This window comes from Saccharospirillum sp. (assembly GCF_040881935.1).
GTDB lineage: Bacteria > Pseudomonadota > Gammaproteobacteria > Pseudomonadales > Natronospirillaceae > Saccharospirillum.
Window position 1 is genome coordinate 83,729 of record NZ_JBBECH010000053.1, and the last position, 12,575, is coordinate 96,303.

Consider the following 12,575-nt stretch of genomic DNA (forward strand, 5'->3'; position numbering starts at 1 on the left):
TGCTACGCACGCTTGCCCGCGCCCTGCAGAATCATAGCTCGAAACTTTCCTGCCCGGTTACCCGCTTGCCAGTGCCGGTGGGTACCATACCGTTGCTGCGAAGCCGGTCGATGGCCTCGCGAAATTGCCGCGGTGTGTATTGCTGCTTGGCCGGGTGCCAGTTGTCCCGCGCCTCGTAGACAATCTCTGCCTCCGTGGGCTTGTGACCATCCAGCAGGAGGTTATTCCAGGCCGCATAGACGGTAGCGACCAGTTCCGCCTTTTGGGTATCCAGCGGCATCAGTAGGTTCACTACCCGCTCCAGAGCGCTTTTGTAAGGCTCAACGGTATCCAGTGCTTGGGCCAACCATTCGCTGTAGCGCTTGCCTTTGACAAAGTCATAGCCCCGCCGGCCCTCTGTACGCTGAACAAAATCGTAATAATCATTCTCTCTGGCCCACTTCTCGGCCGTGCGCATATGGACAAAATCATTGGGGCCGGCGGCGTCCTTGACAGGCACGCGCCCCAGATCAATCTGGGCCAGTGCTTCCACCAGATGCAGGGTCTTCTGCGCCTTCACATGGCCAAAGGTTTTGTTTTTGCCCCTGGCTTCATGCCAGTGATAGGCCACCGCCATAACATGGGCAGCAAAGGCGGGCGAGTCGGTGGTAGGCGGTGCACTCGATTTTTTGGCTGAGGTTATGGGAACCACATTGCCCATCGTCAGCTCGCCGGAAAAGGCTTTGTGCAGCAGGGATTGTTTAAGTTCGGCCAGAGCGGTGAGTTTTTGTTGGTAAATCTTCTCAACTCTTCTTATTTCAACTAAAAGTGAATCTAGTCTCTCCACTAGTTCTTCTTGTACTTGTAATGAAGGAAGTAAAACTTTAAGTTTTTTTGAGTCCGGCACGCGCATATGCTGAACAGTAGACCCTGACGCTAGGGAATGAATTTGAGATTGCATGTATTTTGATTGGAATTCATACAGCATAAAGCGGTTGTCCAGCAACGCTGGATTTACTCGGTAAGAAACAAGCCTCTGGCCAAGAAAAACTTTTTCGTCAGAATCGAGAATACCCACTTCTCCCATAGGAGCTTCTCTAGTGAGTATTATATCCCCCCTAAGTGGCGTTTGCCGACGAGTCCACTTATTATAAATTTCTTCATCTACATATTTCACAGACTCAAGATTGATTTTTCCGTTTCGTACATTTGTTGTTCGGATCATCTTGAATGGTGTAGGACCATTTACCTGCGGGGCTGTTTTATTGATGCAGTCAATTATAGAGTAACAAATCTCTTCAATTGAAATTTCTTGCCATTCACTTTTATTGCTGCTAAATACCGAATTCAGATAACTATCAAACAACTCGCGGGCATTGGCGAGGTTCTTTTCGGTGTTGGCGATGGCCGTGTCGATCCCGGCGAAGGCTTCATCGAGGATGGCGACGATGCGCTTTTGTTCGGGGATCGGTGGCAGTGGGAGCTGAAGTTCTGCTAACTTGGAAGCGTTGAATCCACCTTGCGCGCTGCCACTTGTACCCTCGGCCACTGTCCTCCAATACTCTTTTGTTTGGAAGAATAGAGCCAAAAATGCTGGATCAACTCCATCTTTTCGAATACGCATTCGGATTAGATACGAGGCCGCAACAGCCTCTGGAGGGTCAGATATCAAGTAACTTTTCCCAGTTGTCGCACCGGTACGTGCAAAAACTAAATCTCCAGTTTGAAGTCGATGCTTATCAAGATCCCTACTATTTATTGGACAGGTAGGCACTTTCTCCCAATTCACATATCCATTCTGAATGTCGGTAATTCTCAGGAACTTCGGACCAACATCTTCTGGCGAAGCTTTAGCTGTATAACCGTAACTTATGTTCGACATATTGCCGAGCATCTCAATCTTCCACCCCTCCCTCATAACATCCCCCGAATCCCTTCCAGGATTTCCTCGCTTTCTTTATCGAGCGTTTCGATCTCGTTGATAATCACTTCGGGGTCGCGCAGGGGTTCGGCTCCGGCTTTATTGGGGTTCTTTACCGAAAGGTCGACGCTGTCAGTGTCGATACTGGACACGTCAACGGTCCAACTGTTGTCCGAGTCCTCAAAGCCGGCCTGACGGGCGACGAAGTCGGCCAGGTCGTTGTCACTTAGCGGGTTGGTCTTGCCCAGGCTACGGCCGGGGTCTAGCTGGTAGTACCAGATCTTGCGCGTGGGCGCGCCTTTCTCAAAGAACAGCACCACCGTCTTGACCCCGGCCCCGAGGAAGGTGCCGCCGGGGCAGTCAAGGATGGTGTGCAAGTTGCAGTTATTCAGCATTTCCTTGCGCAAGGCGCGGGAAGCGTTGTCGGAGTTGGAGAGAAAGGTGTTCTTGATGACGATGGCAGCCCGGCCACCGGCCCGCAGATATTTGATGAAGTGTTGCAGAAACAGAAAGGCCGTCTCGCCAGTCTTGATCGGGAAGTTCTGCTGTATCTCCTTGCGTTCCTTGCCACCGAAGGGCGGGTTGGCGAGGATCACATCGAAGCGGTCTTTCTCCTGAATATCGGCCAGATTCTCGGTCAGGCTATTGGTATGGACGATATTGGGCGTCTCGATGCCGTGCAGGATCATGTTCATGATGCCGATCACATAGGGCAGGCTCTTCTTCTCCTTGGCATAGAAGGTACGCTTTTGCAGGGTGTGGAGATCGGCGGTGGAAAGGTGGCTACCATCGCCCTTGTCATCCGGCCCCTGTTCTTGAAAACCATAGCGAAGGTAGTCGTGCGCTTCGCATAAAAAGCCCGCCGACCCCGCTGCGGCATCGTATATACGCTCGCCCACTGTTGGTTTTACCACCTGGATCATGGCGCGGATCAGAGGGCGCGGGGTGTAATACTCACCGCCATTGCGCCCGGCATTGCCCATGTTCTTGATCTTGGCTTCGTACAGGTGCGACAGCTCGTGCTTTTCGGCCTGGGACCGAAAGCTCAAGCCGTCAATCAGCTCCAGCGCGTCGCGCAGGCTGTAGCCACTGGCAAACTTGTTTCGGATCTCACTGAAAATCTCGCCTATGCGGTATTCCAGCGTGTCGGTATCGCTGGCCCGTTCGCGAAAGCCCTGCAAGTAGGGGAACAGCTCGCCGTTGACGAAGGCAATCAGGTCAGCGCCCGTGAGCGCCTGGTCATGGTCGAAATCGCCGCTGGCCATTTTCGGCGCCGCCCAAGCCGACCAGCGGTAAGGCTCGTCAATCACAAACTGATACGGCTTACCCACCAGCTCCGCCTCCTGCGAGCGCTCATACTCCAGATCGTCCAGGTACTTGAGGAATAGCATCCAGGAGGTCTGCTCGGTGTAATCGAGCTCCGTGGCGCAGCCAGCCTCTTTCCAGAGCACGTCGTCGATGTTGCGGAAGGTTTGTTCGAACATTCAGATTCCCAGGGTCGGTTTATTCATTGTGCCAGCTCCCTCTGGTGACGCGAGCTTCAACTTTGGGGCATTTCAGAGGAGAAAAGCACAATTTCATGTGGTACCGTTCTTATAAGGCTTTGTTGGTTGAATGTGAACGGTGTAGTGCCTTCATTATCAACTGATCAGGGCCGTTTTGCCATCCGATCACCCTGTTTGACGAAATACCCGGGATAGAAAGCTGTCGGACTTCGGCTGACCAACTCACAGAGGTAACTATGTCGGTGCACTTAATACTGGGCGGGGCGCGTTCGGGAAAATCGAGTCATGCGGAACGCCTCGCCTTAGCTTCACAGGGCCCTCTGCACTACATTGCGACCGCTGAGGCAGGTGACGCCGAAATGGCAGAGCGCCTGGAGCGACACCAGGCTCAGCGATCGCCCAGTTTTAAAACCTGTGAATGCCCCCTGGCCTTGCCGGAAGCACTGGCCGAACGCGACCTACCCGGCAACACGATACTCGTAGATTGCCTTACACTTTGGCTAAGCAACTGCCTGCTGCAAACACCCGAAATCTGGCCGGACTACCGTGCCAGATTACTGGCTCAACTGCTCCATACTCAGGCCAATATCCTGCTGGTCAGTAACGAAGTTGGCCATGGTATAGTGCCCATGGGTGAGTTAAACCGGCGCTTTGTTGATGAAGCCGGTTGGCTACACCAAGCGATTGCAAAACAGGCTAAACAGGTCACTTGGGTTGTGGCAGGGTTACCGCAGAAATTAAAGTAACTTTAGTGGTTCAGTAAAATGCTGACGATGGCAACAATTCAAGTGCCAGCTGCCGGGTAAGCCTCTCCGGGGTAGTCCGCAACAGGGATGTTGCGGCCTAGGCTCCATGGACGGATCTACGCCGACCCCGGAGAGGCTTACCCGGTAGCTGGCACGAACTCCTGGCAAAACAGCAAACCCAACGGGCAGCCACAAAACCAAACTCACCCTCCAGAGGGAATAAAAAACGATGCCGAAGGACCGATTTACCATTACCGCTGTAGACAAGAGCCTTGATGCCGTCATTCAGAATACGCTCGACAACAAGACCAAGCCGCCCGGGTCTCTGGGTCATTTGGAGGCGGTGGCAGCGCAGGTTGCTCGTATTCAGCAAAGTTTGAGCCCGCAACTGAGCCGGTTGAATCATTGCGTGTTCGCCGCCGACCATGGCGTTTGTGAAGAAGGGGTCAGCCCTTACCCCAGTGAAGTGACGCGGCAGATGGTGTTGAACTTTATGGCCGGTGGCGCGGCGATTAATGTTTTTTGCCGGCAACAGGACGTTCGGTTAACCGTGGTCGATGCCGGCCTGAACGGCGAACCGCTCCCCGCGCATCCGAACTTAATTGAAGCAAAGCTTGGCCATGGCAGCGCGAACTTTATGCGCCAGCCCGCCATGAGCCACGAGCAGTACCAGCAAGCGGTCAACAAAGCAGCTGAAATTGTGGAAATGCAGTTAGCCGAAGGCGCCGATATCCTCAGCTTTGGTGAAATGGGCATCGGCAATACCACCTCGGGGGCAGCGCTGATGGCCGCCTGCCTGAAGCTGGACCCGGTCGATTGCGTCGGCGCAGGTACCGGTGCCGACCCGGCATTGATCGATCACAAAGTTACTGTTGTGCGCGAGGCCCTGGCCTTGCACCAGGCTGGCCTGACCTCGGGTTGCGCCATCATGCAGCACCTGGGCGGCTTCGAACTGGCGATGATGGCCGGAGCCATGGCCGCCACGGCTGAACTCGACAAACCCTTTATCGTCGATGGTTTTCTGGCAACGGCGGCGCTGCTCACCGTCTGGTACGACCACCCGGAAATCCTCGACTATGCACTGTTCAGCCATGCCTCTGGCGAGCACGGCCATCATCGCATGCTGGAAACCCTGGGGGTCCGGCCCCTGTTGCAGCTCAACCTGCGTCTGGGTGAAGGCACCGGCGCCGTGCTGGCCTGGCCGTTAATACGGGCGGCGGTCGCCATGCTGGATGAAATGGCCAGTTTCGACAGTGCCGGAGTAGACACAGCAGGGGGTGACTAAGCGCAATGCCCTTTCAGGAACCACACCGACCCGAAACCTGGCTTGCCACTCAATGGCACAGTTTCTTCAACGCCTGGGTCTTCTTTTCCCGCTTGCCTCCGCCACCCGGTATTCGTTTCAATGACCAGCTGCTAAACCACAGCAGCCGTTATTTCACCTGGGTGGGTGCCGTATTGGGCCTGCTACTGGCGATGGTCGTCATCGCTGCAAGCGAACTCTGGTCCTGGCCGTTGGCCGTGGCCGGCATGCTGGCGGTCAGTTTACTGCTGACCGGGGCCTTTCACGAAGATGGGCTGGCGGATCTGTTTGACGGCTTTGGTGGCGGCTTCACCCGGGAGGCAGTATTACGCATCATGAAAGACAGCCGCCTCGGCACATACGGTGCGGCAGCCCTGACCATTACCCTGCTGGTGCGCTGGTTGGCCTGGACCAGCCTGTTCGAACAGGGTATTTCGCCCTGGTGGGCATTACCCTTTGTTGCGGCCTGGAGTCGGTTCTGGGCCATCTCGACGCTGTGGACACTGCCCTACGCCCGCGACGGTGACCACAGCAAAAGCAAACCATTGGCCACCCGCTTCAGGTTTCGCGCTACCGTGCTGGCATTGGTGCCGGTATTGGGGTTAATCTGGCTGCTGAGCCCAATGATAGTCCTAAGCCTCATTTTGGCAGCAATAGTGCTTCGAGCCAGCCTGAACCACTGGTTTATGCGTCGTATTCAGGGCTACACTGGTGATTGTCTGGGCGGTGCCCAGCAATTACAGGAAATGCTGGCCGTATTGGCCATTGCAGCGCTAATGCCCGGCTAATAATGTGCAGCAGCGCCTCTATTATCCTCATGGAAGAATGAGCATGATACTGATTCGTCATGGAGTCCCGGCACAGACAGGTCTGTGTTATGGCCGCAGCGACCCGGAACTGGCGGCACCGGCCGCAAATACCGCCCGGTCACTGCCCGCTGCACTCAGCCAGCGCCCGGGGCCCTGGTACAGCAGCCCATCGCAGCGCTGCCTGGCAGTTGCACGGCATCTTGCGCCGGAAGATCGGCTAACAACGGTCGACGCGCTGCGTGAACTGAATTTTGGCGACTGGGAACAACAACCCTGGTCGGAGATTAAACGCAGTGCACTGGATGCCTGGGCACAGCAACCACTGGACTTTCGCATGCCCGGAGGTGAATCGGGCCGCGATCTGTTCCACCGGGTTCAAGCCTGGGCGACCCAGGCTCATCTAAACGAAAACAGCGTTGTTATAGCGCATGCGGGTAGCCTGCGTGCCCTGGCCGCCATCGTGCTGGAACGGCCCTTTGAGCAAACCTGGCAGTGGCCCGTGCCCTACGGCACTGCCCTGATACTGAATTCCCATGGCACAGGGTTCGACCTCTGGGAGCACGACGTATAGCCGCCCCCTATTCTTTGAGGCCGCAGCTCGCCCCCAACCGATTACTCATAACCAAAGGAGTCCCTTGTGACTCAATCGACAACCACTCAGCCCGAGCACATCGTCATCATTGGTGGTGGCGCTGGCGGACTTGAACTGGCCACGCGTCTGGGCAAAAAGCTGGGGCGTCGCCAAAAAGCGCGTATTACACTGATCGACCGCAACAACACCCACCTGTGGAAGCCACTCCTGCACGAAGTCGCGGCCGGGTCTCTGGATGCGGGTGTCGATGAGGTCAACTATCGCGGTCAGGCCCGGCGTAATGGCTTTCATTTTACCCTGGGCACCGTCTGCGACCTGGACCGGGACGCACGCGAGGTGATTCTGGCCCCACTGGTCGACAGCGAAGGCACCACCGTACTGAATGAACGCCGGGTACCCTACGACCAACTGGTGTTTGCCCTGGGCAGCGTCACCAACGACTTCGGCATCCCCGGCATTAAGGAGCATTGCATGATGCTCGACGCCCCGGCCCAGGCCGAACGCTTTCACCAACATCTGCTCAACGCCTTTCTGCGACTCGACCGGGCACGGGCACAGGGTGCGGACGACCGACTGAAACTGGTCATTGTAGGCGGGGGTGCAACCGGTGTTGAACTGTCGGCCGAGCTGTTCAACGCGGCCAGCGTGCTGAAAGACTACGACCTCGGTCATGTTGGTCCGGATCATCTCGACGTCACCCTGGTCGAAGCTGGGCCGCGTATCCTCCCGGCCCTGCCTGATCGCATCAGCAAAACGGTCACCCACGAACTCGGCCAGCTCGGGGTCAAGGTGCGCACCCAAACCAAGGTGGTTCAGGGCCACCAGGGGGCTCTGGAGACGGATGACGGGGAACGGATTGAAGGGGCCATTATGGTCTGGGCCGCCGGTGTGCGTGCACCCAACTTCCTCAAAGACTTGGCCGGGCTGGAAACGGCTCGCAATAATCTGATGCTGGTCGGCGCCACTTTGCAAACCACCCGTGACGATCGCATCTGGGCCATCGGCGATTGCTGTGCCTGCCCGCAACCCGGTGACCGCTGGGTACCACCCCGGGCCCAGTCAGCGCACCAGATGGCCAGCCATGTGTATAAAAACATGCTGCGCCAGCGTCAGCAGAAACCATTGGTGGAGTACCGGTACAAGGATCACGGCTCGCTGATCAGCCTGAGCCGGTTCAGCACCGTGGGGTCACTGATGGGCAATCTGACCCGGGGCAGCATGATGATTGAGGGGCGTATCGCCCGGATGGTATATATCAGCCTGTATCGGCAACATCAGGTTGCACTGCATGGTGTCGCGCGTACCGCTTTACTGACCATCATTGACCGCTTGAATCATGCAATTCGGCCGCGCCTGAAACTGCACTGAGTTCGAACGATCTAAGCCAACCCGGCGTTTTACGACGCCGGGTTGTTGCTTAACTTAAAAACTCAGTACGCAACCCAGCGTCTTTTTTGAACACACCGCCCAGAGCTATGGTCTCGGTCTGAGACTGTTCATCCATTACACCGCGCGCCTTAACACAGTAATGTTTCGCATCGATATGCACGGCCACGTCATCGGTGCCCAGCAACACCTGCAATGCCACCATGATCTGACGGGTCAGGCGTTCCTGCACCTGGGGCCGTTGCGCAAAGAAGCGCACCAGGCGGTTCAGTTTTGACAGGCCGATAATCGTATCTTTCGGGATGTAGGCGATTCTGGCAAAGCCATCGATGGTGATGAAATGGTGCTCACAGGTGCTGAGTACACCGACATCGCGCACTTTAATCACCTCATGCAGGCCCATTTTGTTCTCGATCTGGGTGATTTTGGGAAAGGTGCTGTAGTCGAGACCGGAAAAAATCTCATCAACGTACATTTTGGCGATGCGCGCCGGGGTTTCCATCAGGCTGTCATCGGTTAGGTCCAACCCCAGTGTGCCCGCCACTTCCGCCATCAATCCGGTTAGCCGTTCCCGTTTCTGTTCACGGGTGAGGCCATTGTCGACCATGGGGGTTTCCAGGCCCTGACTAACCAGTGCTTCGCGCACCGCAGCGGCTTCGTTACTCAACATGGGGGCACTCTTTGCAATGAGATGGGGTTACCGGGTTGTACGCAATCAACCCGGAGGCCAGATGACAGCCTGATGAAGGTTTTTCGTGATCAGCCCGCATCGGACGACCAGTCCTGCAGCCACTGGCGGGTTAGACGGATACCAAAGCCAGTAACGTCGGACGGAACATGACCCAGGCCGCCTTTGTGGCTGTCTGCCGCCAGGTCGAGATGTACCCAGGGCACTCCAGCCTCTACAAAGCGGCTCAGAAAGCGGGCCGCGTCGATGTGATCTGAAGACTTGCCCGGGTTGCATTGCTGGATATCGGCAATGTCGCTTTTAATCTGTTCGTCGTAATCCGGGTCGATCGGGAATGGCCAAACCCGTTCACCGCTGCGCTGGCCACTGCCGATCAACGGCATCCACCAGGCATCATGGTTGGTGAAGACTCCGCTGTAACGGGTCGACAGGGCGGCCATGCAAGTACCGGTCAGGGTCGCGTAGTCAAACACCCACTGCGGCCGTTCACGCGTGGCCAGCGTCAAGGTATCGGCCAGAATCATACGGCCCTCGGCATCGGTATCGACCACTTCAATGGTGGTGCCGTTCAACGCCCGCACCACCTGATTGGCATGGTAGGCGTTCGGCCCCAAATGGTTCGCCACCAGCGCCAGCCAACCGGTCATATTGAATGGCAAGCCCAGCCGAGTGGCCGTCAGCAAACTGCCCAGCACCACAGCACTGCCGCCCATATCACCGTGCATACCGAACATGCTGCCGCTGACTTTCAGGTTATAGCCACCGGTATCAAAACAGACGCCTTTGCCAACCAGAGCCAGCGTTTCAGTTGATTCCGGCTTGCCGCGGTATTGCACCCGCACGATGGAGGCATCCTGACTCTCCGAGCCCTGGGCCACGGCCAGAAAGGCGCCTGCACCCATCTGCTCCAACTCTTTGTAGTCATAAACCCGATAATCCCAGCCTTCGGCCTCGGCCAGATCTTCCACCCACTCACGATACGACCAGGGCGTCAACTCATTGGCCGGCAATGTGGATAAAAACCGGGTCAGCGCATTACCTTCAGCTTCGGCGCAACGCACCTTTACGTCATCGGCCGCAATAGGCCCGACCAGCGTAATACGGTTCACCGTCGATGCCGGCGCAGGGTCCTGTTTGAAGGTTGGCAGCGTATACAAAGCCGCGAGGGCTGCGCTGAGAAGAGCATCCAACACCCCGGCACTGTCTGCCACCAGCGTCAGATGCTGGTCACCCGTCTGCCAGGCACCACTCACCGCTTTGCGCGCCTGCGTCAGCCGTTCAAAGACCGTCGCCGCTTCCTTGAGTTTAACGAAAGCCCACTGGGCCCCGGGAGCTGCATCCGAACCCAGAGTCTGGTCACGATCCCGGTCCCGACTGGCAATGGCCGTCAGGGCGCTATGCTCGCGCCATTCCAACACGGCATCACTGTCTGTCGGGACAGCAGAGGCGATCTGAACATCAAAAACTGGGTAATCGAACGCTTTCATAGTCACCTTGCAAAAAAAATTAACGACCCACCAATGCCCCAGGCAATCCTGTTCGGCTATTGACGTTTGAAGCAGACAGCCATGCCACCGACCACACTATTGCCTCAATAGACAGAAGGCTCACCCTCTGGCCGGGTTTTGAAGCGTTTGTGCAACCACAGATACTGATCGGGCGCTTCCCGTACACAGCCTTCCAGCCAGGCATTAAAACAGGCCGCATCAGCGATGTCATCTCCACTCGGAATCGGCAGTGGCGGGCCAAAGCGGGCGCTATAATCAAGCAAAGACGAGTTTCGGTAGAAAAACACCGGAATTACCCGTGCATTACCAGACTTGGCCAACTTGCTGGTCATGGTGACGGTCGCGGTCTGGATGTTGAAAAAGGGCACGAACTCGCTCGCTTTGCGGCCATAATCCTGATCCGGCGCGTACCAGACGATACGGCCTTCACGCAGCGACTGAATCAGGCCTTTCATATCTCGGCGCGCCAGGGTGCGTTCGCACCAGCGTTCGCGAGAGCGGGTCATAAAGTAATTGAGCAGTGCGTTGTCGTGTTTGCGGTAGACCAGATCGTAGGGTTTAATTTGCCCGAACAACGCTCCCGCCATATCCAGAATGGCGAAATGACCGCCGACCAAGAGCACGCCCTGACCGTCTTTTTCCGCGGCATCCAGATGCTCAACGCCCTCCCAGTGCACGCGGGAACGCATCCGCTCGATCGGGCGCACCCAGGCATCCGCCGTCTCGAAAAAGCCCAGCACATTGGCAAAAAAGGTGTCGCGAACCAGTTTCTGGCGTTCCTGTTCGGTTTTCTCCGGGAAGCACAAATCGATATTGGTTTTGGCAACGTGATGCCGGCTGCGGGCCAGTCGCATGGCCAGTGGCGTCAGCACCCGCACCAGCCCAATGCGAACCTTTCCGGGGATATAGCCCAACAGATACATGAACCCGATAAAGACCCAGCCGCCCCAGTATTTGGGTGCCAGAAAGTCGCTATACTGGGTACCGTCGGTAACACGCGAGTCACGCTGTCGGCGCCCCGGTCGCTTGGGCGGGGGCGGTGAAGAGGGGTTCGCTTGACGCATTAGGCTCATGAATCGTTAAATGGCCGGGCAGTTTACCAAATTTATCCACTAACCTTCGAACAATTCCCGTCAAGGATTCGCCAATATGGCTAAAGCACTGCCAAAGTTCCTCACTCGCCGCCGAGCTGCCCACAAGCTTTTAAGCTGGCTGGCCGCCATGCAAGTCAGGTGGCAAGGCTACAAGGACGCCCGCAGCGCCCTCAAGGCCAAACGCAAACGGGGCAAGTGATGTGGCATGAGTCCATGACAGCCACCGGGTGTGCCTATCCGGGGTCGGCGTAAATCCCTCCATGGAGCCTAGACCGCATGATATGAATCCCTTCCATGGGATTCACCCTTCGGGCTCGCTACGCTCATGCTAAAACGCTCCTGGCGTTTTAGTCCATGCTGCGGACTTCCCCGGATGGGGATACCCGGCACCTGCCACTCAGTAAGCTGCTCCTACCACTGAATAAAAAACATTTGCCTCAAGAAAGTCCCATTACTCCATCCATCTCAACCTGGGCGTCCTTCGGCAACTGAGCCACGCCAATGGCCGCCCGCGCCGGGTACGGTGCTTCGAAATACTCCTTCATGATCTCGTTCACGGTGTTGAAATGGCCAAGGTCAGTCAGGAAGATATTCAACTTCACAATGTGCTGCAGGCTGCCACCGGCGGCTTCGCATACGGCCGTAAGATTCTGGAACACTCGGTGTACCTGGGCCGCGATGTCGCCCTCTACCAGCGTCATGGTCTCCGGATTCAGCGGAATCTGGCCCGACAAATAGACGGTATCGCCGACCTTTACCGCCTGTGAATAGGGGCCAATAGCGGCCGGGGCCTGGTCGGTGCTGATGATGCTTTTGTTCATAGTCGTTCGCTCCGTCTGATCAATTTACGCAGCCCGCCATTATGATTGATTGCGCGCTGAGCACAACGTTCTACAATCGCCTCTTTTCGAACATCCTGGCGATCCCTGCTAGGCTGTTTGCATTACTGACTTATGTTTCGGATTTCGCACGGCGCAAGCGGCGGGTGCCGGTGGTGCCTCTGCGGGGGAGTCCGCAGCATGGATGCTGCGGTCTAGGCTCCAT

12 protein-coding genes are annotated in these 12,575 nt (G+C 56.6%); 6 read left to right on the top strand and 6 right to left on the bottom strand.

What is annotated here, in order from left to right; genetic code table 11:
* Positions 1-31: 31 nt before the first annotated feature.
* Positions 32-1,897 (bottom strand): restriction endonuclease subunit S, encoded by a 1,866-nt coding sequence (locus WEB54_RS09480; protein WP_368055259.1) that lies wholly within the window; start codon positions 1,895-1,897, stop codon positions 32-34.
* Positions 1,894-3,384 carry an N-6 DNA methylase gene (locus WEB54_RS09485; RefSeq protein WP_368055261.1) on the bottom strand — a complete coding sequence of 497 codons (1,491 nt, stop codon included), beginning with the start codon at positions 3,382-3,384 and terminating at the stop codon, positions 1,894-1,896. The genes WEB54_RS09480 and WEB54_RS09485 overlap by 4 nt, the downstream gene beginning before the upstream one ends.
* A gap of 257 nt (positions 3,385-3,641) precedes the next feature.
* Between WEB54_RS09485 and cobU the strand changes: the two genes are divergently transcribed.
* The 5 genes from cobU (at position 3,642) to WEB54_RS09510 (ending at position 8,223) form a co-directional block, all read left to right on the top strand.
* Positions 3,642-4,151, top strand: coding sequence for a bifunctional adenosylcobinamide kinase/adenosylcobinamide-phosphate guanylyltransferase (gene cobU, locus WEB54_RS09490; RefSeq protein ID WP_368055263.1), 510 nt, complete (start codon positions 3,642-3,644; stop codon positions 4,149-4,151).
* Between the two features lie 229 nt (positions 4,152-4,380).
* Positions 4,381-5,436: a nicotinate-nucleotide--dimethylbenzimidazole phosphoribosyltransferase gene (cobT, locus tag WEB54_RS09495; protein WP_368055265.1), complete on the top strand. Its 1,056-nt coding sequence runs from the start codon at positions 4,381-4,383 to the stop codon at positions 5,434-5,436.
* Between the two features lie 5 nt (positions 5,437-5,441).
* A complete protein-coding gene (locus WEB54_RS09500; RefSeq protein ID WP_368055267.1) occupies positions 5,442-6,242 on the top strand; it encodes an adenosylcobinamide-GDP ribazoletransferase in 801 nt (266 codons plus the stop codon).
* Between the two features lie 43 nt (positions 6,243-6,285).
* The gene (locus tag WEB54_RS09505) at positions 6,286-6,834 is read left to right on the top strand and encodes a histidine phosphatase family protein (RefSeq protein ID WP_368055269.1); all 549 of its coding nucleotides are present in this window, start codon (positions 6,286-6,288) and stop codon (positions 6,832-6,834) included.
* A 66-nt stretch (positions 6,835-6,900) separates the two neighbouring features.
* A complete protein-coding gene (locus WEB54_RS09510; protein WP_368055271.1) occupies positions 6,901-8,223 on the top strand; it encodes an NAD(P)/FAD-dependent oxidoreductase in 1,323 nt (440 codons plus the stop codon).
* Between the two features lie 49 nt (positions 8,224-8,272).
* Here WEB54_RS09510 and folE read toward each other — a convergent pair whose 3' ends face one another.
* From folE to lpxL, 3 genes are all read right to left on the bottom strand, one after another.
* Positions 8,273-8,911, bottom strand: a complete 639-nt coding sequence (gene folE, locus WEB54_RS09515; protein ID WP_368053304.1) for a GTP cyclohydrolase I FolE — start codon at positions 8,909-8,911, stop codon at positions 8,273-8,275.
* An 89-nt stretch (positions 8,912-9,000) separates the two neighbouring features.
* Positions 9,001-10,416 carry a leucyl aminopeptidase family protein gene (locus WEB54_RS09520; RefSeq protein WP_368055273.1) on the bottom strand — a complete coding sequence of 472 codons (1,416 nt, stop codon included), beginning with the start codon at positions 10,414-10,416 and terminating at the stop codon, positions 9,001-9,003.
* 104 nt (positions 10,417-10,520) lie between these two features.
* Positions 10,521-11,501 (bottom strand): LpxL/LpxP family Kdo(2)-lipid IV(A) lauroyl/palmitoleoyl acyltransferase, encoded by a 981-nt coding sequence (gene lpxL, locus WEB54_RS09525; RefSeq protein ID WP_368053308.1) that lies wholly within the window; start codon positions 11,499-11,501, stop codon positions 10,521-10,523.
* A gap of 85 nt (positions 11,502-11,586) precedes the next feature.
* Between lpxL and WEB54_RS09530 the strand changes: the two genes are divergently transcribed.
* A complete protein-coding gene (locus WEB54_RS09530; RefSeq protein WP_348475882.1) occupies positions 11,587-11,730 on the top strand; it encodes a hypothetical protein in 144 nt (47 codons plus the stop codon).
* A gap of 238 nt (positions 11,731-11,968) precedes the next feature.
* Here the strand turns inward: WEB54_RS09530 and WEB54_RS09535 are convergent, their stop codons facing one another.
* A complete protein-coding gene (locus WEB54_RS09535; RefSeq protein ID WP_368053310.1) occupies positions 11,969-12,352 on the bottom strand; it encodes a RidA family protein in 384 nt (127 codons plus the stop codon).
* Positions 12,353-12,575: the final 223 nt, after the last annotated feature.

What these genes read in the sequence shown, in the direction of transcription:
- WEB54_RS09480 (WP_368055259.1), bottom strand. Translation starts at nt 1,897, where the DNA reads ATGAGGGAGGGGTGGAAGATTGAGATGCTCGGCAATATGTCGAACATA.
- WEB54_RS09485 (WP_368055261.1), bottom strand. Translation starts at nt 3,384, where the DNA reads ATGTTCGAACAAACCTTCCGCAACATCGACGACGTGCTCTGGAAAGAG.
- cobU (WP_368055263.1), top strand. Translation starts at nt 3,642, where the DNA reads ATGTCGGTGCACTTAATACTGGGCGGGGCGCGTTCGGGAAAATCGAGT.
- cobT (WP_368055265.1), top strand. Translation starts at nt 4,381, where the DNA reads ATGCCGAAGGACCGATTTACCATTACCGCTGTAGACAAGAGCCTTGAT.
- WEB54_RS09500 (WP_368055267.1), top strand. Translation starts at nt 5,442, where the DNA reads ATGCCCTTTCAGGAACCACACCGACCCGAAACCTGGCTTGCCACTCAA.
- WEB54_RS09505 (WP_368055269.1), top strand. Translation starts at nt 6,286, where the DNA reads ATGATACTGATTCGTCATGGAGTCCCGGCACAGACAGGTCTGTGTTAT.
- folE (WP_368053304.1), bottom strand. Translation starts at nt 8,911, where the DNA reads ATGTTGAGTAACGAAGCCGCTGCGGTGCGCGAAGCACTGGTTAGTCAG.
- WEB54_RS09520 (WP_368055273.1), bottom strand. Translation starts at nt 10,416, where the DNA reads ATGAAAGCGTTCGATTACCCAGTTTTTGATGTTCAGATCGCCTCTGCT.
- lpxL (WP_368053308.1), bottom strand. Translation starts at nt 11,501, where the DNA reads ATGCGTCAAGCGAACCCCTCTTCACCGCCCCCGCCCAAGCGACCGGGG.
- WEB54_RS09530 (WP_348475882.1), top strand. Translation starts at nt 11,587, where the DNA reads ATGGCTAAAGCACTGCCAAAGTTCCTCACTCGCCGCCGAGCTGCCCAC.
- WEB54_RS09535 (WP_368053310.1), bottom strand. Translation starts at nt 12,352, where the DNA reads ATGAACAAAAGCATCATCAGCACCGACCAGGCCCCGGCCGCTATTGGC.